The organism is Micromonospora sp. NPDC048063 (genome assembly GCF_043202855.1).
GTDB lineage: Bacteria > Actinomycetota > Actinomycetes > Mycobacteriales > Micromonosporaceae > Micromonospora.
Genome location: NZ_JBIDBG010000012.1, coordinates 62,730 through 85,432 on the forward strand (window position 1 = coordinate 62,730; position 22,703 = coordinate 85,432).

Sequence of the window (22,703 nt, forward strand, 5' to 3'; positions counted from 1 at the left end):
TGGCCGGAGGGGAGGGCGGATGGGACCGGCGACGACCGACGACGGGCGGGACGGCTACGTCACCTTCGTCGAGTGCCACCAGCACCGGCTGCTGCGCGCGGCCTACCTGGTCTGCGGCAACCGGCACCAGGCCGAGGACCTGCTCCAGGACGCGCTGCTCAAGCTCGCCCTGCGCTGGCCCACCGTGCGGCACGGCGACCCGGCCGCGTACGTGCGGGCCATCCTCTACCGCGACGCCGTCTCCTGGTGGCGGCGACGCCGACGGGAGTGGCTGAGCGCGTACCCGCCGGAACGGGCGACGCAGGAGGGCGACGGGGCGCTGCGGCTCGCGCTGCGCGACGCGCTCGACCACCTGCCGCCCCGGCAGCGGGCGGTGCTGGTGCTGCGCTACTTCGAGGACCTCACCGAGGCGGCCACCGCCGAGGCCCTCGGCGTCACCGTCGGCACCGTGAAGAGCCAGTGCCACGCGGCGCTGCGCCGGCTCCGCGAGGTCGCACCGGAACTGGGCCGCGACGACGGCCTGGCGAGCGGGATGGAGGTGACGTCGTGAAGGAAGAGGAACTGACCCGACTGCTGACCCTGGCCGCCGAGGACGTCCGGCCGGCACAGCCGGCGACGGCGGGCTGGGAACGTGCCCGCCGGGTCCGGCGCACCCGCCGCGCCGCCGGTGCCGCCGCGCTCGCGGTCGCGCTGCTCGCCGGCGGTACGACAATCGCACTGCGCCCCACCGACCCATCGCCACCGGCCACCAGCGCGACACCGAGCCCGACCCGGCACCCCGCGCCCGTGCAGACGCCGCCGGCCGAGCTGAGCTACCCCGGTGATCCGCTGGGCCGGCTCGGTGACCCGGTCGGCGCGACGCTCTCGGCCAAGCCGGTCCGCCGGGCGCTGGCGCTGCACCAGCCGGTCGACCCGCAGACCGGCACCGAGGGGCGGATCCGGGTGCTCGGCGACGACGGCATCGTCCGCGACCTCGACGTGGTCACCCCGGCCCGGACCCGCGACGCCGAGGGCAACGAGGCGGTGCCGCTGAAGGCCGGCAGCCTCTCCCGGGACGGGCGGACGGCCGCCTTCGCCCAGACCGACGAGGTGATCGTGGTCGACCTGACCACCGCGGCGGTCCGCCGGTTCCCGCTCAAGGGCTACCTGGAGCACGTCCTCTGGTCCGGCGACCGGCTGCTCGTCGGCGACGACGCGACGACGTACGAGGTGGACCCGCGCACGGGCACCGCCCGGAAGCTGCCGGTGTCGCCATGGAACGTCGTCACGCCCGACCCGGCCGCCCCCGACCTGCGCGACCCGGCCGACCCCGGTCGGGGCGACCGGCCGAACGTCCTGTTCGAGCTGGGCGGTACGCCGCTGAGCCTGACGCGGATCGAGTGGGGCGGCGGCGGCACGCACCGGGGCAGCCGCGCGGTCGACGTCCGCGCGCTGCCCCCCGGCAACCTGGTCGAGGATTTCTACGGGCGCGGCTGGCAGCGCGGCGACCTGGTGGCCCGGGCCGGCTGGATCACCACCGGCAACACGGGTTCGCTGGAGGGGGTCGCGGTGCTGGACGCCCGGACCGGGGTGGTGACCCACCTGCTCAACCTGGGCCGGGACGTCTGGAAGGGCTGCTGCGAGGTGCTCGGCTGGGACCGCGACGGCTCGGTGCTGCTCCGCCACAGCCCCGGCGGGCTACTGCGCTGGCGGCCGGACACCGTCGAGATCACCGGCGTGACGCGGAACCTGTACGGCGCGGTCTCCCTCGCCGCCGGCTGAGCCCCGCGGGACCGGCCGGCGCGTCAGCTCGGCAGGCCGCCGGGCTGGTCGCCCTTCACGACGGGGGCCCGGACCAGGTTGCCCCACTCGGTCCACGAGCCGTCGTAGTTGCGCACCTGCGGGTAGCCCAGCAGGTGCCGCAGCACGAACCAGGTGTGGCTCGACCGCTCGCCGATTCGGCAGTAGGCCACGATGTCGTCGTCCGGGGCGAGCCCGAGCTGGTCGGCGTAGATCGCCCGCAGCTCGTCGGGCGACTTGAACGTGCCGTCGTCGTTCGCGGCGGACTTCCACGGCTTGTTCACCGCGCCCGGGATGTGCCCGCCGCGCAGCGCGCCCTCCTGCGGATAGTCGGGCATGTGCAGCATCTCGCCGGTGTACTCGCCCGGCGACCGGACGTCGACCAGCGGGCGACCCGCCGCGACGTGCGCCATCACCTGCTCCCGGTACGCCCGCAGCGGCGCGTCGTTGCGCTGCGGCACCGGGTAGTCGGCGCGCGGCCGGGACGGCTTGTCGCGGGTCAGCTCCCGGCCCTCGGCGGCCCACTTCTGCCGCCCGCCGTCGAGCAGCCGCACGTCGGGGTGGCCGAAGAGCGAGAACACCCAGAGGGCGTACGCGGCCCACCAGTTGAAGTTGTCGCCGTAGAAGACGACCGTGTCGTCCCGGCCGATGCCCTTGGCGGCACACAGCTCGGCGAAGCTCCTCGCGTCGAGGTAGTCCCGGGTCACCTGGTCGTTCAGCTCGGTGTGCCAGTCCACCTTGACGGCGCCCGGGAGGTGGCCGGTGTCGTAGAGCAGCACGTCCTCGTCGCACTCGATGACGACGAGGCCCTCGTCGCCCAGGTGATCGGCCAGCCACTGGGTGGTGACGAGCCGCTGCGGGTCCGCGTACGACTGGAGTCGGGGATCGGGATCGCTCGGCACAGGCATGATCCCCAAGGTACGCCGGATCGCGGGCCGGCGGCCCGCCATCGGCAACCGGGTCGCCGGAGACGGGTGCGGGCAGCGATGCCGGGGGCGGCGGTCAGGCGCGGCGGTGGGCGATCCGACCGGCGACCACGGTCACCAGGCAGGCGCCGTCGGCGTCGAACACGGCCAGGTCCGCGCGACCGCCCGGCACCAGCTCCGGCGGCACGGCGGCGGCCAGCACCCGCAGGTCGCCCCGGTCCACGGCGGCCCGCAGCGCGGGATCGGCCACCTGTCGCGCCAGCACCGCGGTCACTCCCCGACGCAGCAGCGCGTGCACCCGCTCGCGCGGGGTGTCGGCGGCCGGCAGCGGGGCGTCGTGCAACAGCCCCGGCCCGAGCGTGCCCGGCCAGCAGCGGACCCGGGCCCCGGCGTACGTCCCGGTCAGCTCGGCCAGCGGCCCGACCGCGACGATCCGGTCGGCCCGGACCACGACGGCGGCCCCGGCGGTCGGCGGGGCGTCGGGAGCGGTCCGCAGCAGCGGCGCGGTGTGCAGGGTGAGCACGGCTCAGTCCGTGACCGGGCCGAGCGACGGCCGCTTCGCGGTCACCGTGTCGCCGGACGAGCGGCCGGTGAGCCGGCGCTTGATCCACGGCGCCAGGTGCTGCCCGGCCCAGCGCAGGTCGGCGGCCCGCGCGGCCAGCCAGGGCGTCGGCGCCGGGTGCGGCGGCACCATCAGCCACTCCTCGTCGCAGCCCACGCCGAGCGCGGTCAGCACCTGCCCGGCCACCCGCCGGTGCCCGGCCGCCGAGAGGTGCAGCCGGTCGGTGCTCCACAGCATCGGGTTCAGGTAGGCGTCGTCGGCGTACAGGTCGACCAGGATCGCGCCGTGCCGCTCGGCCGTCTCGCCGACGGCCCGGTTGAGCAGCTGCACCCGGGGCGCGACGAGCCGCTGACCGGGCAACCGGGCCATCACGTCGGCAAACCGGAAGAGGACCACGTCGGCGCCGCCGGAGCGCAGGTCCCGGACCACGTCGTCGAAGCGGGCCACCAGCGCGTCCGGGTCGAAGGTGCGGCGCAGCACGTCGTTGCCGCCAGCGGCGAAGCTGATCAGGTCGGGCTTCATCGCGAGCGCCGCCGGCACCTGCTCGGCCACCACGTTCGGGAAGAGCCGGCCCCGGATGGCCAGGTTCGCGTACCGGAAGTCGGGGCCGGCCTCGGCGGCGAGCCGGGTGGCCACGAGATCCGCCCAGCCCCGGTACGTGCCGTCCGGGTACGCGTCGTCCATGCCCTCGGTGAAGCTGTCTCCCACCGCCACGAAACTGCGCCAGCGCACCCGCGCCTCCCTCTGTCGCCCCGGTCGACGCCGGCCAGTCTGTCACCGGGCCGCCCGGCCCGTCACCGCGCCGACCGCCCGACGTGGCGGAGGTCCCACCGGACACGCCGGGGCCGTCGCGCCCCGTGTCGCGACGGCCCCGGCGATGGTGGGCGCCGGGTCCGACCGGCGCACGTGTCCGCGCCTCAGGCGCGGTGACCGATCGGGCGGCCCAGCGCCGCCGGCTCCGGGCGGCTGGTCACCTCGCCGGAGGCGCTCACCTCGTGGATCCGGGCGGGCTGGCCGTTCTCGTGCACCCGGATCACCATCGCGCCCCCCGCGCCGAGGAAGAGGGAGAGGTGGCCGCGGGTGGCCTCGACCGGCAGCGACGCGTTCCGGCCGGTGGCGGTGTCGACCAGCGTCCAGCCCGAGACGATCCGCGAGGGATCGGTGGCCTGCGGGCCGACGGCGACGTAGCGGCCGTCGTCGGAGACGCCGGTGACGGTGAAGCCGCCTTCCTCGGTCTCCGCGCCGTGCCGGACCGCACGGACCAGCCGGCCCCGGGCGTCCCGGACCACGATCCGGTCGTCCGCCCGGTACGCCTGGAAGTCGCCGTTCGCCGAGCGGACCGTGTCCCGGGCGAACTGCTCCGGCGTCTGCGCCGTGAAAGCGCCGGTCGCCAGGTCGAGCAGGCCCTTCGTGCCCGAGCCGACCAGGATCACCTTCATGGAGCCGGAGTCGCCGGCCCAGGCGGGGTGGTTGCCGAGGCAGTAGACCCGCTGCGGCAGGGTCTTCCGGTCGGAGCCGTCCAGGTTCGCCACGGTCAGCCGCCCCTCGCCCCGGTCGTTGCCGGTCACCCAGGCGACCCGCCGGCCGTCGGGCGACACCGAGACCGAGTTGCCCACGCAGTACCGCTCGTTCGGCACCTCCGCGTGCCGGGTCACCCTGCCGTCGCGCAGCGAGGTGACGTACTGGCTGCCGCCGTCACGGGTCAGGTAGTAGAGGGTGGCCGGGCCGCCCGCCGCGCCGCCGTTGCCGGTGGTCGACACGGTGGAGGAGCCGGCCGGCTGGGCCGCCGGGGCGACGGCCGGCGGGTCGGCCGGGGCGGCGGGGGCGGCGGGGGCGGCGACCGGCCCCGAGACCGGAGCGGAGCAGGCCGCGCCGCCGAGGAGGGCCAGGGCGGCCACCGAGAGGGCCACGGCCCGCCGGAGGGTCTGGGTGCTGCGGGCGGCGCGGGCGACGGCAACGGTCATGATTCTGTCCTCTGTGGATGGTGGTGCGCGGTGGTGACGCCATCCCAGACGTCACCTCGATCGGACGGGGTTGCCGGTCGCCGGAAGAAATTCCGCGAACTCTTTCGACGCGAAAGGCGGGCCACCCCGGGGAGGGGTGGCCCGCCTTCGACAGGGCAGATCCGGCTCAGTCGGCGACGCCCAGGATCTGCTGCGCCTTCAGGGACGTCGGCTCCGGCGTCTCGCTGATCTTCCGGCCGTCGCCGTCGAGCAGCACGAGCACGTTGCGGTCACCCGCGCCGACCCTGGCGACCAGCGTCCCGTCCGCCTGGAAGTACGCCTGGAGCAGCCTCCGGCCGCCGAGTTCCAGGTCGAGCTTCCTGCCGGTACGCGTGTCGAGCACCGCGTTGACGTCGAGTTCCCGCGCCACGTCGCCCGACTCCTCGCCCGGCCCCCGCAGGCGCAGCGCGATCCGGGAGCCGTCCGGGGAGAGGCTCGCGACGTCGAAGCAACTCCTGTCGGCGTTCCCGCCCAGGTTCGGGACGGACCGGCTCTTCCGCCCGTACTGGTCCGTCAGCGTCACCCGACCCGACGAGGCGTCGGGGAAGGCGAGCACCTTCCCGTCGGCGGACCAGAGCGGGTGGCAGCCCCGCAGGTCGCCGATCCGGGTGAACTTCCCGGTCGACAGCTCGACCACCCCGACCTCGGTGACCAGGCTCGGCTCGGCCGAGACGACCCGCAACACGGTGACTCGCTGCGAGTCGGGCGCCCACGCCGGCGTCCAGCAGTCCGGGTCGACGAGGTTGCCGCGGTAGGTCCGCGCGCCTGTGCCGTCGACGTCGGCGACGTGGAGGTACGAGGAGTCGTCGACCCAGGCCACCCGCTCGCCGTCCGGCGAGACGACCGCGTTGCTGATCGCCGCGTCGGTCGGAACGGAAAGAAGCCGGACGGGCTCGGAGCCCGGTCGGAACGACCAGAGGCGCACCGGGCCCGTGCCCTCCGCACTGCGCTGCGGGCCGTAGAAGACCCGCCCGATGGTCGCGGTCGGCCCCGCCGCCCCGGAGCTCACTGCGGCCTCCGGGGAGGCGGTGGTCGTCGGCGTCGCCTCGCTCGGGGTCGGGGTCGGGGTGAGGGTGGTCGAAGGGGTGGTGGCCGGCACGGGCGCGGGGCCGTCGTCGCGGGGCATCAGCGCGAACGCGGTGCCGGTGGCCGCGCCCAGCATCACCACTGCGGCGGCGGAGGTGGCGACGGCGCGCTGGACGCCGAGCCGACGGGAGGTACGCAGGGCCCGGTCGCGCAGGTCGACCGGGCTGACCTCGTCGGCGAGCGCGGCCAGGTCGAGCCGGAGGCGGTCGTCGTTCATCGGGCGCTTCCTTCCAGGACGTACAGCTCGGCGAGTTCCGGGGCGACGGTGCGCAGCTTGGCCAGGGCCTTGGAGGTCTGGCTCTTGACGGTGCCGACGGTGACGCCGAGCAGGTCGGCGGCCTCGGCCTCGGTGCGGTCCTCGAAGAACCGCAGGACCAGCACGGCGCGCTGCTTGGCGGAGAGCTTCTGCAACGCGGCCCGCAGGGTGAGCCGGAGCGTGGTCTGCTGGGCGTGGTCGGGGGCCGAGTCGCCTCCGCGCGGCTCGGGCATCTCGCCCGGCATCGACTCGGCGACCCGGCGGCGCCGCCACCAGGAGACCTGCAGGTGGTACATGGTCTTGCGGGTGTACGCCTCGGCGTTTCCGCTGTGGTGCAGCCGGTTCCACGAGCGGTGGGTCCGGGCCAGCGCCGACTGGACGAGGTCCTCGGCGAGGTGCTGGTCGCCGGTGAGCAGGTAGGCCGACCGCAGCAGCGCCGGGGTGCGGGTCCGGACGAACGAGTCGAACTCACTCAGGAGAGGGTCCACACGAGCCGATCCTTGGGGGTAGGTGGTGCAGGGTCGTGACGCCATCCCAGACGCCACCCCGATCCGACGGGGTTGCCGCCGGCCGCGAAAATCTTCCCCGCGCGCGACAAATCGGATCGCCGACCCGTTGGCGCCCGCCGTACGCTGCGCCAATGCTGCTACGCATGTCGGCCCTGCTGCTCCGGACCCTGCGCGAGGACCCGGCCGACGCGGAGGTGCCGAGCCACCGGCTCCTGCTGCGGGCCGGCTACATCCGTCGCGCCGCACCGGGCGGCTACACGTGGCTGCCGCTGGGCAAGCTGGTGCTGGACCGGGTCACCGAGGTGGTCCGGCAGGAGATGACGGCGATCGGCGACCAGGAGGTGCACTTCCCGGCGCTGCTGCCGGCCGAGCCGTACCGGACGAGCGGCCGGTGGACGGAGTACGGCGACGACATCTTCACCTTCGCCGACCGGCGCGGCGCCGAGCACCTGCTCGCGCCCACCCACGAGGAGTTGGCCGCGCTGCTGGTCAAGGACCTGTTCACCTCGTACCGGGACTTCCCGGTGACGATCTTCCAGATCCAGACGAAGTTCCGGGACGAGGCCCGGCCCCGGGCCGGCCTGCTGCGCGGGCGCGAGTTCCTGATGAAGGACGCCTACTCGTTCGACCTCGACGACGCGGGCCTGGCGGCGGCGTACGACCGGCACCGGGGCGCGTACCGGCGGATCTTCGACCGGCTCGGGCTGGAGCACACGATCGTGCGGGCGATGTCGGGGGCGATGGGCGGTTCGGCGTCGGAGGAGTTCCTGGCGGCGACGCCGGTCGGCGAGGACACCTTCGTCGGCTGCACCGCCTGCGACTACGCCGCGAACACCGAGGCGGTGACCACGCCCGCCCCGCCGGCCGGCGACCCGGACGCGCAGCCTGCGGCCCAGGTGCACGACACTCCCGAGACCCCGACCATCGCCAGCCTGGTCGAGTTGGCCAACGCCCGCCGGCTGGGCGGCCGGGACGACTGGACCGCCGCGGACACCCTGAAGAACGTGGTGCTCCGCCTGCGCCGGCCCGGCGCGGAGGAGGCCGAACTGCTGGTGGTGGGGCTGCCCGGCGACCGCGAGGTGGACCTGAAGCGGCTCGGCGCGACGGTCGCGCCGGCCACCGTGGACGTCTTCGACGGCTGGGACGCCCACCCTGAGCTGGTCCGCGGCTACATCGGCCCGCAGGTGATGGCGAAGCTCGGCATCCGCTACCTGGTCGACCCGCGGGTGGTGCCCGGCACCGCCTGGCTGACCGGCGCGAACGAGCCGGGCCGGCACGCCACCGGCGTGGTCTGCGGCCGGGACTTCGTCCCGGACGGCACGATCGAGGCGGCCGAGGTGCGGGTCGGCGACCCCTGCCCGGCCTGCCGCACCGGTGAGCTGACCATGCGGCGGGGCATCGAGATCGGGCACATCTTCCAGCTCGGCCGCCGCTACACCGACGTCTTCGCCGTCGACGTGCTCGGCCCGGCCGGCAAGCCGGTCCGGCCGACCATGGGCTGCTACGGCATCGGGGTGTCCCGGGCGGTGGCCGCGATCGCCGAGCAGCACCACGACGAGCGGGGGCTGGTCTGGCCGGCGACGGTCGCGCCGTGCGACGTACACCTGATCGCCGCCGGGAAGGGACCGCAGCTGGAGGCGGCGCTGGAGCTCGGCGGGCGGCTCGCCGCCGACGGCCTGCGGGTGCTGGTCGACGACCGGACGCACGTCTCGGCCGGGGTGAAGTTCACCGACGCCGAGCTGGTCGGCATCCCCCGCGCCGTCGTGGTCGGCCGCCGCCTCGCCGAGGGGTACGTCGAGCTGCGCGACCGGGCCTCCGGCGAGCGCGTCGAACTGCCGGTGGACGGACTGGCGGAGCGACTCGTCGCGGAGGTGCGCCGGGAGCGCGGCGACGTGTAGCGGGCGCGCCACGGGGTACCGCAGTCGGATCGGCCGGATGTTCTCTGGAGGCTCTCATGACCGGTTACCGGGTCAGCGACGTGATGACGAAGCAGGTCATCTACCTGCCCGCCGAGACCACCCTGGACGAGGCGGCCCGGGTGATGAAGGAGGCGGACATCGGCGACGTGGTGGTCACCGACGGTGCCACCCTCGCCGGCATGCTCACCGACCGGGACATCGTGGTGCGGGCGGTGGCGGAACGCAGCGATCCGGCCGCCACCACGATCGGCTCGATCGTCACCCGGGAGGTGGTGATGATCGAGCAGCACTCGACGGCGGCCGAGGCGGCGGCCCTGATGCGGGAGCGGGGCATCCGGCGGGTGCTGGTCTGCGACGCCGATCGCAAGCTGGTCGGCATCGTCTCCCTCGGCGACCTCGCGATGCAGCTCGACCCCCAATCGGCGCTGAGCGAGATCAGCGAGCAGGCCCCGACCGTCTGAGGTGCAAGGAAGGGCCCCTTCCTAACGCCTCCGGTAGAGGAAGGGGCCCTTCCTAACACCGGTAACCTCGGGAGCATGTCTTCCATGCCGGCCAGGCTGGCCGAGATCGTCGACGAGTTCGCCGCCGCGCCCCGCGACGTGGTGCTGGAGATGCTGCTGGAGTACGCCGACGTCGTCCCGCCGCTGCCCGCCGGCGCCACCGACCGGGAGGGCATGGAGCAGGTGCCGGAGTGCCAGACGGCGTTCTTCCTGCGCGCCCGGGTGACGCCGGAGAAGACGGTGGAGACCCTCTTCGACTGCCCGCCCGAGGCACCCACCACGCGGGCGTTCGCCGGCATCCTCGCCGAGGGGCTGGCCGGGGCGAGCCCGGACGAGGTGCTCGCCGTCCCCGACGACCTCTACCAGCGGATGGGGCTGGCGCAGGCGATCAGCCCGCTGCGGGTGCGCGGCGGCACGGCGATCCTGGCCCGGCTGAAGCGGCAGGTCCGGGAACAGATCGGCTGACCTGCGGGTTGTCAACCGGCATGGAGATCGAGATCTACGCCGACGTGGTCTGCCCCTGGTGCTACATCGGCAAGCGTCGGCTGGAGCAGGCCCTGGAGTCGTACGACGGCGAGGTGACCGTCCGCTACCGGCCGTACCAGCTCGACCCGTCGCCGGTGCCCGAGCCGCGCCCGCTGGTCGAGGCGATGGCCGCCAAGTTCGGCGGGCAGGACCGCGCCCGGCAGATGTTCGGGCACGTCACCGAGGTGGCTGCGGGCGCCGGGCTGAAGCTCGACTTCGACCGCGCGGTCGCGGCGAACACCTTCGACGCGCACCGGCTGGTCTCCTGGGCCACCGAACGCGGCCGTGCCGCCGAGACGGTCGACGCGCTCTACCGCGCCCACTTCACCGACGGGGTCGACGTCGGTTCCCGGGACGCGCTGGCCGCGCTCGCGGGCGAGGTCGGCCTGGACGCGGCGGAGGCGCGCCGCTTCCTCGACTCCGACGAGCGGGTGGCCGACGTCTCCGCCGAGCTGGCCGCCGCCCGCCAGATCGGGGTGACCAGCGTGCCGACCTTCGTTCTGGCCGGCAAGTACGCGGTCACCGGCGCCCAGGAACCGGAGACGCTGCTCGCCGCGCTGGCCGAGGTGGGGCGCCGCGAGTCCGCCGGCTGAACCGACGCGCCCGACCGGACGCCGATGTTTCACGTGCAACGGTATCGACGTCGGTCAGCGGCTAGGCCGGTCGGGCCAGGTCCTCCACCACGCGGGCGCCGGGCAGCGCGCCGAGCGCCGGCCCCGGCAGCGCGATCTTGCTGTGCCGTACGCCGGACCCGATGATCACGTGTGGCGTGGCGATCACCCGGGAGTCGACCAGGATCGGCCACTGCTCCGGCAGGCCGATCGGGGTGATGCCGCCGTACTCCATGCCGGTCAGCTCCACCGCGTCGGCCATCGGCGCGAAACTCGCCTTGCGGACGTCGAGCGCCCGGCGGGCCACCCCGTTCACGTCGGCGCGGGTGGTGGCGAGCACGACGCAGGCCGCGTAGCGGACGACCCCCTCGCGCTTGCCGGCCACCACCACGCAGTTCGCCGACACGTCCAACCCCACCTCGTACGCCGCGCAGAAGGCGGCGGTGTCGGCCAGCTCGGCGTCGATCGGCGCCACCAGCACGTCGTCGACGTCCACCGGAGCATCGGCGGGCCACTGCCCGATGGCGGCGGCGACCGGCGGGGCGAGCAGGTCGAGCCGGGTGCGGGCGGGTTCGGTCTTCAGCGTCCCCATCACGCCTGCGATCCTCGCACCGCTCCGCCCGGACCGCCCACCGGAGCCCGGCCCGTCCCGGGGACCGGTCACCCGTCCCGGGGACTACCCGCCCGGCAAGCGGTCACCGGGCGGTCGGACGTCGGTCAACTGCCGGTGAGGAAGCCGTTCTCGCGGAGCAGCGTCCGGTCCCGCGCGGCGGCCAACTCCTCCGCCCGCTCGGCCTGGATCCGGCGCACCTCCATCTCCTCCAGGGCGTGGCGGATGGCGAGTCGGATGACGCCGTACAGGAAGACGAACCCGGCGACGTAGAGGATGACGGTGGCGACCATGGCGAACATGGCGTCACGGTAGGCCGGACGTGAACGCGCGGGCCGTTCATCTTGCGCCGGTTCCCCCGTACGTGTCGGCCAGGTGGTCGGCCCAGGTCCGGGCACCCGTCGGGGTCGCCTCGGTGACCAGGCCGCCGGAGCGCAGGGCGCGGCCGACCCTCCCCGGGATCCGCACCGGCAGCAGCGGGCGGCGGGACCGCCGGGCGGCGTTCCAGGCCCGGACCGCCTCGTCGAAGCGGATCACCTCCGGCCCGCCGTACTCCTCGACGCCGTGCAGCGGACCGGCCGTGAGCCGCTGGACCAGCCGGCCCGCGACCTCGCCGGGGTCGACCGGCTGGGCGAGCACCGCCGGGTCGCCGATCACCGGGCCGAGCCGGCTCGCGCCGCGCAGCATGCCGTCGAGGAACTCGGGGAACTGGGTGGCCCGCAGCACCGACCAGGGCACCGGCCCGGCCGCCACGACCTGCTCGGCGGCGAGTTTGTGCCGGTAGTAGGGGATCGGGACCCGGTCCACCCCGACGATCGAGACGTAGCCGAGGTGCCGTACGCCCGCCCGACCGGCGGCGACGACCAGCCGGCGGGTGCCGAGCACGTCGACCCGGTGGGTCTGCCGCCCCCGGTTCGGCGACGAGGCCAGGTGCAGCACGGCGTCCACGCCGGCCACCGCCTCGGGCAGCCCTTCCCCGGTGGCCAGGTCGACCACCACCCACTCCGCCGACGGATCGGTACGCGGCCGCCGGCTCGTCGCCCGCACGCTCCAGCCCTCGTCGCGCAGCCGCGGCAGCACCACCCGCCCGAGCCGACCGCCCGCCCCGGTGACCAGCACCCGCATGGTTTCCTCCTTCTCCGGCGTCCCGCGCCCGCCGCGCGGCCACAGGGCTGACGGCGCCGCCCCGACGGGCGTGACGGGCTGTGCGCCGGCTCACCGGAGCAGGTCGGCCGCCGTCAGCAGCACGAAGAACCCGATCACGATCTCGCTGACCACCCAGGAGTGCTGCCGGGCCCAGTCCCGGATCCGGGGCAGCACCGTCGCGGCCCGGTGCCCGAGCAGCAGCAGCGCCAGCAGGGGCAGGGCCAGCAACGCGAGGGTCAGCAGGACGAACGGCAGCAGGTGCCACCAGGGCAGGTCGTGCCGGGCGGCGCTCGCCCCCACGGTGACCATCGTGAGGTCGTCCGACGGCATGGCCAGGAAGAGCAGCACGCCGAGCCGCAGCGCGTAGCCGGGGCCGGCCCGCTGGAGCCCGCCCATCCACTTCGGCGTGCCCGCGGTGTGCCGGCGCAGGAAGACGACCACCGCCAGGACGACCAGCAGCGCCAGCACCACCACGTCGATCCGGCTCTCGACCGCGCGGCGTCCGCCCCCACCGGCCCCGACGTTGACCTTCACGGCCCGGGTGACCAGCCAGCTCGCCGTCACCCCGCCCGAGACCACGAGCCCCGCGCCGGCCAGGTAGCCCAGCGAGGCGGCACGCGGCCGGTCGGCCGAGGCGAGGAAGACCGCCGCGACCAGCTGGGTCCCGGCGACCATCACCACGGCCATCGGCAGGATGGTCAGGAAGTTCATCGCCCGCCCATCCTCCCGGTCGCGCCGTCCGCCCCGGGTCGATTCGCACATCCCCGGTGCCGGCCGGGGGCGGACGGCGGCAAGCCCGGAGCCGGCCCACCGCGCATCCGGCGGGCACGGGGCCCGGCCGGCCGGATGCGCGGTCAGCAGGACGCGGTTCAGCCGGACGCGCGAACTCCGGACGCCCCGGGTGCCACCCGGCCGGCGAGCAGGACCCCCACCAGGGCCAGCCCGCTCGCCACCGCGAGCGTGCCGGCGTAGCTGCCCGGTCCCGGGGCCGCGCCGGCGGCGAGCACCGCGCCGGTGAGCGCCAGCACGGTCGCCGCGAAGAGCGAGTCGCCCAGTTGCAGGGACGAGCTGTTGCGGCCCTGCTCGCCGGGGGCGGACAGCTCCAGGGTGAGCACCGACAGCGAGGGGTAGAGCAGCCCCATGCCGAGCCCCGCGCCGGCCCAGCCGACCACTCCGACCCACACCGGCACCGCCGGCGCGACGGCGACCGCCACCACGGCGATGCCGGCCGTGATGCAGGCCAGCCCCGCTCTCGGCAGGGTGGCCCGGGAGCGCGGCGCGGGCATCCGCCCCTGCGCCCAGGAGCCCACCGACCAGGCGAGCGCGCCGGTGGTGAGGACCAGGCCGGCCGCCGTCGGCGACAGGCCACGCTCCCGGGAGAGCATCAGCGGGATCACCACCTCGGCGCCGACGAACGCCGCCGAGGCCAGCCCACGCAGCCCGATCACCGTCGGCAGGCCCCGGCCGGCCCGCAGGAACCCGGCCGGCAGCAGCCGCGGCGCGCAGACCAGCAGACCGACCAGCGCCAGGGCCACCAGGCCGACGGCGGTGGCACCGCGCTGCTGGCCCCCGATGTGCAGCAGTGCGGCGCTCACCCCCGCCCCGCAGGCCCAGCCGATCCGGGCCGCCGCGCCGGCCGGCGGTCCCGTCGTCGTCGTGGCCGCGCCGATCGCGCGCAGCCCGGGGTGGATCAGCAGCACCGCCGGCACCGCCACCGCCGGCACCGCCAGGAAGACCCACCGCCAGCCGAGGTGCTCCACGATCAGGCCGGCCAGCGCCGGCCCGACCAGCGACGGTACGACCCACGCGGCGGCGAACGCCGCGAAGATCCGCCGGTGCAGCGTCTCCGGGTACGCCTGCCCGACGATGACGTAGAGCGCCACCGAGAGCAGGCCGGAACCGAAGCCCTGCACGATCCGGCCGGCCACCAGGGCGCCCATGGCCGTGGCACTGCCGGCGACGACCAGCCCCACCACGAACCAGACGAGCCCGTGCCACATCGGCGCCCTGGGGCCCCGGGCGTCGCACCAGATGCCGGAGGCCACCATCGCGAGCACGCCGGCCGCGAACGGGCCCCCGAAGGCGATCCCGTAGAGGGCCAGCCCGTCGAGGCTGCGGGCGACGGTCGGCATCGCGGTGCCCACCGCGAGCGCCTCGAACGCGAGCAGCGAGACCAGCGCGACGCTGCCGACCGTCATCGCCCGCAGCCGGGGCGCGAAGAGGCCGGCCGCGGGCGGAACCAGGACGGTCGGCGCCGCCGTGGCGGTCATCGTCGGCCCGCCGGACGGGGCAACCGGAGCAGCCGGTGGCGGGCGCGGACCCGGGGGTCGGCCGGGCCCACCAACCCGGAGCGGAGAAGTTCGATCAGCATGGGGTCAGCCTCCGACCTCAACCCGCATTGAGGTCAAGGGTGACCCACCTCTCTCAGGCCGCCTCCAGCGCCTCCCCGAGCCCCTTCGCCAGCCCGGACAGGTGCTGGTCGGCCAGCAGGTGGCCGGCGGTGATCACCAGCGCCAGCGGCCACTCGATGACCTGGAGCGCGGCGAGCACCCCGAGGCCCGCGTAGTAGGCGAGCTTGTCCGGCGGCGGGACGGCGACCTCCCCCAGGCCCGGGATCTCCACCCGCCGGGTGAACGCCCGGATCGTCTCGTGCGCCCCGCTGAGCGGTCGCGTCAGTGTGCTCATCCCGGCCTCCCCGATGACGGTGACAGTGGATCCGGGATTCCACCGGCGCGGCCGTCCATGCACCGCCGGTGGGGAGAAACTTCCCCTGCTCGGAGGGCATAACGGACGGTCCGCCGGGAAGCCAGGGCGCCGGAGCGGAGGCGTGGGAGGCGAGATGGCGTACGGCGGGAGCAGCAGCAGCGGGGGGCCTGGCCGGCGCCTGTCCGGTCGTACGCCTCGATGACCTCGCTGGGCCGCGCCGCCGGCCGGCTCCTGCCGTCCGTCGCCGTGCCACAGGTCGTCGGCGAGGCGTCCCGGACCGTCGGCGCCGCCGCCACCCGGCTGGCCCGGGTGGCCGGGCTGACCAAGCGTCGGGTCTGGTCCCGGCCCGGGCGGCACCACATCGAGGTGCACGGCGTCTGTCAGGACGGCGGCGACACCCTCGCCCGGCAGGTCGAGGCGGCGCTGGAGCGGCTGCCGGGGGTGGAATGGGCCCGGGTCAACGCCCCGTCGGGCCGGGTGGTCGTGGCCGTCGGTACGCCGGAGCCGAGCCTGCGCGACCTCGTCGCGACCGTCGCCCGCGCGGAACGCACCTGCCCGCACGAACCGGACCCGGAGATCCCGCCGCCGCACCCTCCCGAGGAGGGGCCGCGCACGCCGCGCACCCTCGGCGGGCTGGCCTCCGACGCCCTCGGCCTGACCATCTCCGCCGCCACGAGGATCCTGCCGTTCACGCCGGTGCCCGGGGAGGTCGCCGGGCTGCTCGGCGCGGTCGACCTGCACCCGAGGCTGCACGCGCTGGCCGACCGGGGCCTGCGCGCCGATCCGCGCGCCGACCTGCTGTTCCCGCTGGCCGAGGCGGTCGTGCAGGGCCTGACCGGCGGCTGGGCCGGGATCGTGCTCGACGGCGCGCAGCGGGTGGTGCAGTGGGGTGAGGCGCGGGCCCAGCTCCGGGCCTGGGCGCAGGCGGAGCCACGGCTGACCGGGGACCCGGAGCGGGCCGTCGCCCGGACGCCGAAGGTCGAGCGTCCCCGCCCGAAGCCGGACGGCCCGGCCGAGAAGTACGTCGTCCGGATGCTCACCGCCGGCGCCGCCGCCGCGGCCGCCGCCGCGCCCGTGGTGGGCCGGAAGCGGGCCGCCGCGCTGGGGCTCTCCGCGCTGCCGAAGGCTCCCGGCAGCGGCCGCGAGGGCTACGCCGCGCAGCTCGGCCGGATCCTCGCCCGGCGCGGGGTGATCGCGATGGACCGCAGCGTGCTGCGCGAGCTCGACCGGATCGACACGCTGGTGCTGGACGCGGCGGTGCTCGGCTCCGACCGGGGCGTACTGGCGGACCTGGCGCCGCTGGACGGGGCGGACGTCGGACAGGTGGCGACCCGAGCGTTCACGCTGTTCGACCCGGCCGCACCGTGGGAGCTGCGGCGCGCCGACGGCTGGCGGCTCGGGCCGCTGGACGCGCTGGACGCCGAGGACCCGGGTGACACCGCCGACAGCCGCCGGCTGCGCGAGGGCGGCGGATCCCTGCTCGGCCTGGCCGACGGCGACACCCTCGCCGCCGTGCTGCGGGTCGACCCGGAGCCCGCGCCGGGCGTGGACGCCCTGCCCACCGCCGCCCGCCAGGCCGGCCTGCGGGTGGTCGTGGCCGGCGACGACGACCGGCGGTACGGCTTCGCCGACGCCCACCTGCCCGGCGGCGACCGGTTGGCCGAGTCGGTGCGGACGCTGCAGTTCGCCGGGGCGGTGGTGATGGTTGCCTCCGGCGACCGGGCCGCGCTCGGCGTCGCCGACTGCGGCCTGGGGATCTCCGCCCCGGAGGACCTGCCGCCCTGGGGTGCGCACCTGCTGGTCGGCACCGACCTGCGGGTGGTGGCGCTGCTGATCGAGGCGACCGGGGTGGCCCGCCGGATGACCCGGCAGAACCTCGGCCTGGCCCTGGCCGGGACGGGCCTCGGCGCGCTGGGGGCGTTCACCGCCGCACCCGAGCTGCTGCCCGGCCGCACCCTCGCCACCGTGAACGGCGCGGCCGCGCTGGCCTTCGCGCACGGCGTCGTACGGGCGCGCCGCCTGCCCGACCGGGCGGACACCCCGGCGCCGGCGGTCACCGCCTGGCACCTGATGCCGGCCTCGGCCGTCCTCGACCAGCTCGGCACCGCGCCGGGCGGGCTGGCCACGGCCGAGGCCGAGCGCCGCCGGAACGGCGGGACCGGGCAGCCCGCCGGGCCGACCGGGCTGCTGCGCGCCTTCGTCGACGAGCTGGCCAACCCGCTGACGCCGGTGCTCGCCGCCGGGGCGGTGCTCTCCGCCACCTTCGGCTCGCTGGTCGACGCCGCCCTGGTCGGCGGGGTGGTCGGCGGGTCCGCGCTGCTCGGCGCGGTGCACCAGCGCAACACCGAGCGGTCGCTTGCCGAGCTGCTGTCCCGCTCGGCGGTGACCGCCCGGGTGCGCCGGGACGGCGCGGAACGGGTACTGCCCGCCGAAGACCTGGTGCCGGGGGACGTCGTCCTCCTCGAATCGGGGGACGCCGTCCCGGCCGACTGCCGGGTGCTGGAGTCGGCCGGCCTGGAGACCGACGAGTCCTCGCTCACCGGCGAGTCGCTGCCGGTCGGCAAGACCGACCAGCCGGTCGTCGCCGCGGCGGTCGCCGACCGGCGGTCGATGCTCTACGAGGGCACCACCGTCGCCGCCGGCAACGGCACGGCGGTGGTGGTGGCGACGGGCGCGGACACCGAGGCCGGGCGGAGCCTGGCGATGGCCCGGCAGGCCCCTCCGGCGAGCGGCGTCGAGGCCCGGCTGGGCAGGCTGACCCGGGCGGCGATCCCGCTGGCCGCCAGCTCGGCGGTGGCGGTGGCCGGCGCGGGCCTGCTGCGGGGCGTGCCGCTGGCGGAGACCGCCGCGACCGCCGCGAACCTGGCCGTCGCCTCGGTGCCGGAGGGGCTGCCGTTCCTGGTCAGCGCCGCCCAGTTGGCCGCCGCGCGGCGGCTGGCGGAGCACGGCGCGCTGGTCCGCAACCCACGCACCATCGAGGCGCTCGGCCGGGTGGACGTGCTCTGCTTCGACAAGACCGGCACGCTCACCGAGGGGCAGCTGATGCTCGCCGGGGTCGGCGACGACAGCCGGTACGCCCCGGTCGACCGACTCGACGACGATCAGCACGCCACCCTCGCCACCGCCCTGCGGGCCACCCCGGCCGCCGCCGACCCGCACGAGCTGGCTCAGCAGACCGACCGCGCCGTCCGCTACGGCGCCCAGGCGGCGGGGGTCGTCGAGCAGACCGGCGCGGACGGGTGGGAGGCGGTCGGCGGCCTGCCGTTCGAGCCGTCCCGCGGCTACCACGCCACGGTGGGGCGCAGCGGGCGCCTGCTGCTGCTCAGCGTGAAGGGGGCGCCGGAGTCGGTGCTGCCCCGATGCTCCGCCTGGCGTACCCCGGGGGGACGCGACGAGCCGCTCGACGACGAGGGGCGCGCCGGGCTGCACGCGACGCTCGCCGACCGGGCCGGGGCGGGGCACCGGATCCTCGCCGTGGCGGAGTGCCGGGTCTCGTCGCCCGGCGTCACCGACGAGCAGGTGCGCGACCTGACCTTCCTCGGCTACCTGGCCCTCGCCGACGGGGTGCGGGAGAGCGCCGCCCCGGCCGTACGCCGGATCCGCCAGGCCGGCGTGCACACCATCATGATCACCGGAGACCACCCGGCGACCGCCGAGGCGATCGCGGCCACCATCAGCGACCACGACGAGCAGCGGGTGGTCACCGCGACGGAACTCGACCAGCTCGACGACGAGGCCCTCGCGGCCCGGCTGGCCGCCACGGACGTGGTGGCCCGGTGCACCCCCGCGCACAAGGTACGCATCATCCAGGCGTTGCAGAAGTGCGGGCGTACGGTCGCGATGACCGGGGACGGTGCCAACGACGCGCCGGCGATCCGGCTGGCCGACGTGGGCATCGCGCTCGGCCAGCGGGGCACCCCGGCGGCCCGGGCGGCCGCCGACCTGGTGGTCACCGACGACCGGTTGGAGACCATCATCGCCACCCTGGTCGAGGGCCGGGCGATGTGGTCCTCGGTACGCCACGCACTCAGCATCCTGGTCGGCGGCAACCTCGGCGAGATCGCGTTCAGCGTGCTCACCGCCGCCGCCACCGGCCGGTCGGCGCTCACCGGGCGGCAGCTCCTCCTGGTCAACCTGCTCACCGACCTCGCTCCGGCGCTGGCGATCGCGATCCGGCCCCCGGCCGCGGACCGCACCGACGGCCTGCTGCGGGAGGGGCCGGACACCTCCCTCGGCGAGACGATGACCCGGGAGATCGGGCTGCGCGCGGCCGCCACCACGCTGGGCGCCACCACCGGCTGGACGCTGGCCCGCTACACCGGGCGGCCCCGGCGGGCGGGCACGGTCGCGCTGGTGTCGCTGGTCGGCACCCAGCTCGGGCAGACCGTGCTGGCCGGCGGCACCAGCCCGGCCGTGCTCGCCTCCACCGCCGCGTCGCTCGGGGCGCTGGCGGTGGTCGTGCAGACGCCGGGGGTCAGCCAGTTCTTCGGCTGCACGCCGCTCGGCCCGGTCGGCTGGACCATCGCCACGGGCTCGGCGCTCGGCGCGACCTTCGCCAACGGCGCGCTCACCCGCCTGGTGGAACGCCTGCCGCAGTCCGGCCCGCACGGCGCGGAACGATCCGACGGCGGCGCGGAACGATCCGACGGCGATACGGGCGAATCCGACGGCGGCGCGGGCGAAGCGGCGTCGCAGCGGTGACCGCCGCTTGAGCCGTCGGCCCTTCCGTGTCGACGCTGTCGAGCTGCCCCCACAGACGGGGCAGGCCCGTCCGCCTCACGCCCGTCGGCGTCAGCCGTGGGCCTCACCGTGAGCTTCACCTGGGCCCGGCCGCCCGGCCCGTGGCCTTCACCTGGCCGCCACGCCCATCGGTCTCATGGATGGGGCAGCTCGACAGGACCCCGGCCGGGCCGGTCGGAGCCGTCCGGGCGCGTCGGGCAACAACCTGCAAGGGGCCGATCCCCCAGCGGCCGATCGCCGCCTCGCGGCCGGGGCCGGAGGGCGGCGACCGGTCGTGCCGTGCGGTCAACCGCGCTCGGAGATGGCCTCGATGAGGTCACCCACGGGGCGCTCGGGCAGGGAGCGGGCCACGTCGGCGACGGCCACGATGCCGACGAGTTCGTGCCCGTCGATCACCGGCAGCCGGCGCACCTGGTGCTGGCTCATGGTCCGCAGGATCTCGGTCGCGTCGTCGTCGGCGCCGATGGTCACCGCCTCGCCCTGGGCCAGCTCACCGGCGGTGACGCTGCCCGGGTCGCGGCCCTCGGCGAGCACCTTCACCACGATGTCGCGGTCGGTCAGCATCCCCTTGAGCCGGTTGTCGTCCCCGCAGATCGGCAGCGACCCCACGCCCAACTGGGCCATCTGCCTGGCGGCAGTCCTGAGGTCGTCCTGCGCACGGATGCAGGTCACGTCGTCCGTCATGATCTCGCGTGCGGTCGGCATTGGCATGACACCTCACTTCCGGGGGTTGTTGCCGTTTCTCCTACCCCCGCCGCCCCGGCCCATGCACCGGGCCGGGTGCGCGGGCCACTCGCCCGCGAGGCGTCGAGCCCCGCCCGCCCCCGGTCGGGCGTCAGTCCGCCGGCTGCCAGGTGGCGGCGGCGCGGCGCAGCCGGTCGTTGATCGCGCGGCCGACGCCGACCTCCGGAACCGGCTCGACCACGATCTCGCCGACCCCGGTGGCGTCCAGTTCGTGCAGCGCGTCGAACAGCCGCGCGGCGGCCTCGGTCAGGTCACCGGCGGCGGAGAGCACCTCGACCGCCGCCCAGTCGCCCGCCGCCGGCTCGCGGAAGGCCAGGAAGCCGCGCCGGACCCCGTCGGCCGCCGGCGGCTCCCCGCCCGACGCCAACCGCAACGGCGTACGCGGGGCGTAGTGCGCCGCCAGCGTGCCGGGCGCGACCGGCTGCCCCGAACTGCCTGGGCGTACGGTCACCGGGCCGATGGCCTCCTCCAGCGCCTCCAGCGGCAGCGCGCCGAGCCGCAGCACCACCGGCCGCTCGCCCCGGGCGTCCACGATGGTCGACTCGATCCCGCACCGCGTCGGCCCGCCGTCGAGCACCACGTCCACGGCCGCGCCCAGACCCCGCACCACGTGCTCGGCCCGGGTCGGGCTGAGCTGACCGAACCGGTTCGCGCTCGGCGCCGCCACCGGCACCCCGGCCTCGGCGATCAGCGCCCGCGCGTACGTGTTGTCCGGCACCCGGACCGCCATCGTCGCCAGCCCGGAGGTGACGATCGGCGGGATCGCCGCCGGCCGGTCCACGATCAGCGTGAGCGGCCCCGGCCAGAACTGCTCGGCCAGCGTCGCCACCGCCGGCGGCACCGCCCCGACCAGCTTCTCCAGCTCGGCCGCGTCGGCGAGGTGCGTGATCAGCGGGTCGAAGCTGGGCCGCGCCTTGGCCTCGAAGATCCGGGCGGCCGCACGGGGGTCCAGCGCGTTCGCGCCGAGCCCGTAGACGGTCTCGGTGGGAAAGGCCACCAGCCCGCCGGTACGCAGGACGGAGGCGGCCTCGGCGATGCCGCTGTCGGCCGCGAGCACGCGCGGGGATCCGGTCACGCTCCGACGCTAACGTGCCGGGCCGGGCGGAGCGCAGGCGGCCACCGATGTCACCGCGCTGTCCCACGGCGGCACGTGCCGGTGAGGGGCTCCGGCTCGTGGGCCGCGCGTCGCAACTCCGCACGTCTGCTTATCACGGCCGTGGGGCCCGTGGGGGAAGACCCCCAATCAGCCGGTACGCAGGGGTCGACCGTGGTTACCTGACGGCGGGTCGCGCCCCACTTTCACGAAGTGTTCATGGAAATACCACATCGGGGTGATTTTGTTGACAATAAGGACATTGGCCCGCCTGGGAGCAGCGACCATCCTGGCCGCCGCGATCGGCCTCGGACCGGCTGCACCAGCCTGGGCCGACACCACCATCAACATCGATCCAGCGGACGTCGGCACGACAGCGGCCGCGTTCGGCACTCAGAGATGCGATCCGAACCTCGGCGGCGGCCCCTTCCAGGGCGAGGACGTCTGGGTCTTCGCCCTGCCGTCTCCCAAGCAGCAGGGCACCTTCACCTCACTGACCATCGAGTTCGCCACGGAGGGTGGCCCCGTCACGGAGACCATCACGACCACGCCCGCCGGCGACCGGGCGATCGTCGGCGACAAGGCGTGGATCAGGACGCCCGCCGGCCTGTCCTCGACCGGGGAGTTGGTGAATCCGTTCGCGCTCACCAACGCGACGGCGGTGATCACGGGCACCGACGGCACCTTCGACCTGGCGCAGACCTGCCCGGCGACCGGCGGGACAGCCCGTCCGAGCCTGCCCGTGACCGACACGGGGATCTCCGGCCCGGCGCTCGGCAGGCTCGCCGCGATGGGCGGCAGCCTCATCGCTGCCGGGCTCGTACTGCTGCTGCTCATGCGGGTGCGTCGCCGCTACGAGACATGAGTTGAGCTTGGAACAGACCTGACCCGCGGGACCGGAACCAGGGGCATGGCCCACGACGCGATGTCGTGGGCCATGCCGCCGACGCATCCGCCTTGGGGTACGCCACCGGGCACCTCGGCGGGG

Annotated in this window: 22 protein-coding genes; 8 read left to right on the forward strand and 14 right to left on the reverse strand. The window is 75.6% G+C overall.

Annotated elements, in window-relative coordinates; all coding sequences use genetic code 11:
* Window positions 1-19 precede the first annotated feature (19 nt).
* Together ACGFZ2_RS25425 and ACGFZ2_RS25430 are read left to right on the forward strand one after the other, a co-directional pair.
* Window positions 20-550, forward strand: coding sequence for a SigE family RNA polymerase sigma factor (locus tag ACGFZ2_RS25425; protein WP_393457567.1), 531 nt, complete (start codon window positions 20-22; stop codon window positions 548-550).
* Window positions 547-1,761: a hypothetical protein gene (locus ACGFZ2_RS25430; RefSeq protein ID WP_393457570.1), complete on the forward strand. Its 1,215-nt coding sequence runs from the start codon at window positions 547-549 to the stop codon at window positions 1,759-1,761. Before ACGFZ2_RS25425 ends, ACGFZ2_RS25430 begins: the two co-directional genes overlap by 4 nt.
* A 23-nt stretch (window positions 1,762-1,784) precedes the next feature.
* On the opposite strand, the gene ACGFZ2_RS25435 is transcribed toward ACGFZ2_RS25430, so the two are convergent.
* The 6 genes from ACGFZ2_RS25435 to ACGFZ2_RS25460 form a co-directional block, all read right to left on the reverse strand.
* On the reverse strand, window positions 1,785-2,687 hold the full coding sequence (locus ACGFZ2_RS25435) for a sulfurtransferase (RefSeq protein WP_393457573.1): 903 nt from the start codon (window positions 2,685-2,687) through the stop codon (window positions 1,785-1,787).
* A 94-nt stretch (window positions 2,688-2,781) separates the two neighbouring features.
* Window positions 2,782-3,228, reverse strand: coding sequence for a hypothetical protein (locus ACGFZ2_RS25440; RefSeq protein WP_393457576.1), 447 nt, complete (start codon window positions 3,226-3,228; stop codon window positions 2,782-2,784).
* Window positions 3,229-3,231: 3 nt separating this feature from the next.
* A complete protein-coding gene (locus ACGFZ2_RS25445; RefSeq protein ID WP_393457579.1) occupies window positions 3,232-3,999 on the reverse strand; it encodes an SGNH/GDSL hydrolase family protein in 768 nt (255 codons plus the stop codon).
* A 185-nt stretch (window positions 4,000-4,184) separates the two neighbouring features.
* Window positions 4,185-5,231, reverse strand: coding sequence for a hypothetical protein (locus tag ACGFZ2_RS25450; RefSeq protein ID WP_393457582.1), 1,047 nt, complete (start codon window positions 5,229-5,231; stop codon window positions 4,185-4,187).
* Between the two features lie 166 nt (window positions 5,232-5,397).
* Window positions 5,398-6,573, reverse strand: a complete 1,176-nt coding sequence (locus tag ACGFZ2_RS25455) for a hypothetical protein (protein WP_393457585.1) — start codon at window positions 6,571-6,573, stop codon at window positions 5,398-5,400.
* Window positions 6,570-7,100 carry a SigE family RNA polymerase sigma factor gene (locus ACGFZ2_RS25460; protein ID WP_393259586.1) on the reverse strand — a complete coding sequence of 177 codons (531 nt, stop codon included), beginning with the start codon at window positions 7,098-7,100 and terminating at the stop codon, window positions 6,570-6,572. The genes ACGFZ2_RS25455 and ACGFZ2_RS25460 overlap by 4 nt, the downstream gene beginning before the upstream one ends.
* Window positions 7,101-7,252: 152 nt before the next feature.
* Here ACGFZ2_RS25460 and ACGFZ2_RS25465 point away from each other — a divergent pair, with 152 nt between their 5' ends.
* The 4 genes from ACGFZ2_RS25465 to ACGFZ2_RS25480 all read left to right on the forward strand — a co-directional run bounded on the left by ACGFZ2_RS25465 (window position 7,253) and on the right by ACGFZ2_RS25480 (window position 10,658).
* Window positions 7,253-9,019, forward strand: coding sequence for a proline--tRNA ligase (locus tag ACGFZ2_RS25465; RefSeq protein ID WP_393457588.1), 1,767 nt, complete (start codon window positions 7,253-7,255; stop codon window positions 9,017-9,019).
* A 56-nt stretch (window positions 9,020-9,075) separates the two neighbouring features.
* Window positions 9,076-9,501 carry a CBS domain-containing protein gene (locus tag ACGFZ2_RS25470; protein WP_393457591.1) on the forward strand — a complete coding sequence of 142 codons (426 nt, stop codon included), beginning with the start codon at window positions 9,076-9,078 and terminating at the stop codon, window positions 9,499-9,501.
* 75 nt (window positions 9,502-9,576) lie between these two features.
* A complete protein-coding gene (locus tag ACGFZ2_RS25475; protein WP_357705247.1) occupies window positions 9,577-10,005 on the forward strand; it encodes a SufE family protein in 429 nt (142 codons plus the stop codon).
* 20 nt (window positions 10,006-10,025) lie between these two features.
* Window positions 10,026-10,658, forward strand: a complete 633-nt coding sequence (locus ACGFZ2_RS25480; RefSeq protein ID WP_393457594.1) for a DsbA family protein — start codon at window positions 10,026-10,028, stop codon at window positions 10,656-10,658.
* A gap of 61 nt (window positions 10,659-10,719) precedes the next feature.
* Here ACGFZ2_RS25480 and ACGFZ2_RS25485 read toward each other — a convergent pair whose 3' ends face one another.
* From ACGFZ2_RS25485 to ACGFZ2_RS25510, 6 genes are all read right to left on the reverse strand, one after another.
* Entirely contained in the window at window positions 10,720-11,268 is a 549-nt protein-coding gene (locus tag ACGFZ2_RS25485) for a YbaK/EbsC family protein (protein ID WP_350677797.1), read from the reverse strand.
* Window positions 11,269-11,393: 125 nt separating this feature from the next.
* Window positions 11,394-11,588, reverse strand: coding sequence for a hypothetical protein (locus ACGFZ2_RS25490; RefSeq protein ID WP_350702403.1), 195 nt, complete (start codon window positions 11,586-11,588; stop codon window positions 11,394-11,396).
* 37 nt (window positions 11,589-11,625) lie between these two features.
* Window positions 11,626-12,411, reverse strand: coding sequence for an SDR family oxidoreductase (locus tag ACGFZ2_RS25495; RefSeq protein WP_393259578.1), 786 nt, complete (start codon window positions 12,409-12,411; stop codon window positions 11,626-11,628).
* 90 nt (window positions 12,412-12,501) lie between these two features.
* Window positions 12,502-13,143 (reverse strand): GAP family protein, encoded by a 642-nt coding sequence (locus ACGFZ2_RS25500; protein WP_393259577.1) that lies wholly within the window; start codon window positions 13,141-13,143, stop codon window positions 12,502-12,504.
* A gap of 158 nt (window positions 13,144-13,301) precedes the next feature.
* Entirely contained in the window at window positions 13,302-14,702 is a 1,401-nt protein-coding gene (locus tag ACGFZ2_RS25505) for an MFS transporter (RefSeq protein ID WP_393457597.1), read from the reverse strand.
* A gap of 154 nt (window positions 14,703-14,856) precedes the next feature.
* Window positions 14,857-15,117 carry a hypothetical protein gene (locus ACGFZ2_RS25510; RefSeq protein WP_357450175.1) on the reverse strand — a complete coding sequence of 87 codons (261 nt, stop codon included), beginning with the start codon at window positions 15,115-15,117 and terminating at the stop codon, window positions 14,857-14,859.
* Between the two features lie 219 nt (window positions 15,118-15,336).
* Here ACGFZ2_RS25510 and ACGFZ2_RS25515 point away from each other — a divergent pair, with 219 nt between their 5' ends.
* Complete coding sequence (locus ACGFZ2_RS25515) at window positions 15,337-19,839, forward strand: HAD-IC family P-type ATPase (RefSeq protein WP_393457600.1); 4,503 nt, start codon at window positions 15,337-15,339, stop codon at window positions 19,837-19,839.
* Between the two features lie 324 nt (window positions 19,840-20,163).
* Here ACGFZ2_RS25515 and ACGFZ2_RS25520 read toward each other — a convergent pair whose 3' ends face one another.
* Both ACGFZ2_RS25520 and ACGFZ2_RS25525 read right to left on the reverse strand, forming a co-directional pair.
* Window positions 20,164-20,583: a CBS domain-containing protein gene (locus ACGFZ2_RS25520; RefSeq protein WP_393457603.1), complete on the reverse strand. Its 420-nt coding sequence runs from the start codon at window positions 20,581-20,583 to the stop codon at window positions 20,164-20,166.
* A gap of 130 nt (window positions 20,584-20,713) precedes the next feature.
* Entirely contained in the window at window positions 20,714-21,697 is a 984-nt protein-coding gene (locus ACGFZ2_RS25525) for an L-threonylcarbamoyladenylate synthase (RefSeq protein WP_393457606.1), read from the reverse strand.
* Between the two features lie 256 nt (window positions 21,698-21,953).
* Here ACGFZ2_RS25525 and ACGFZ2_RS25530 point away from each other — a divergent pair, with 256 nt between their 5' ends.
* Window positions 21,954-22,580 carry a hypothetical protein gene (locus ACGFZ2_RS25530; RefSeq protein WP_393457609.1) on the forward strand — a complete coding sequence of 209 codons (627 nt, stop codon included), beginning with the start codon at window positions 21,954-21,956 and terminating at the stop codon, window positions 22,578-22,580.
* The last annotated feature ends 123 nt before the right edge of the window (window positions 22,581-22,703 follow it).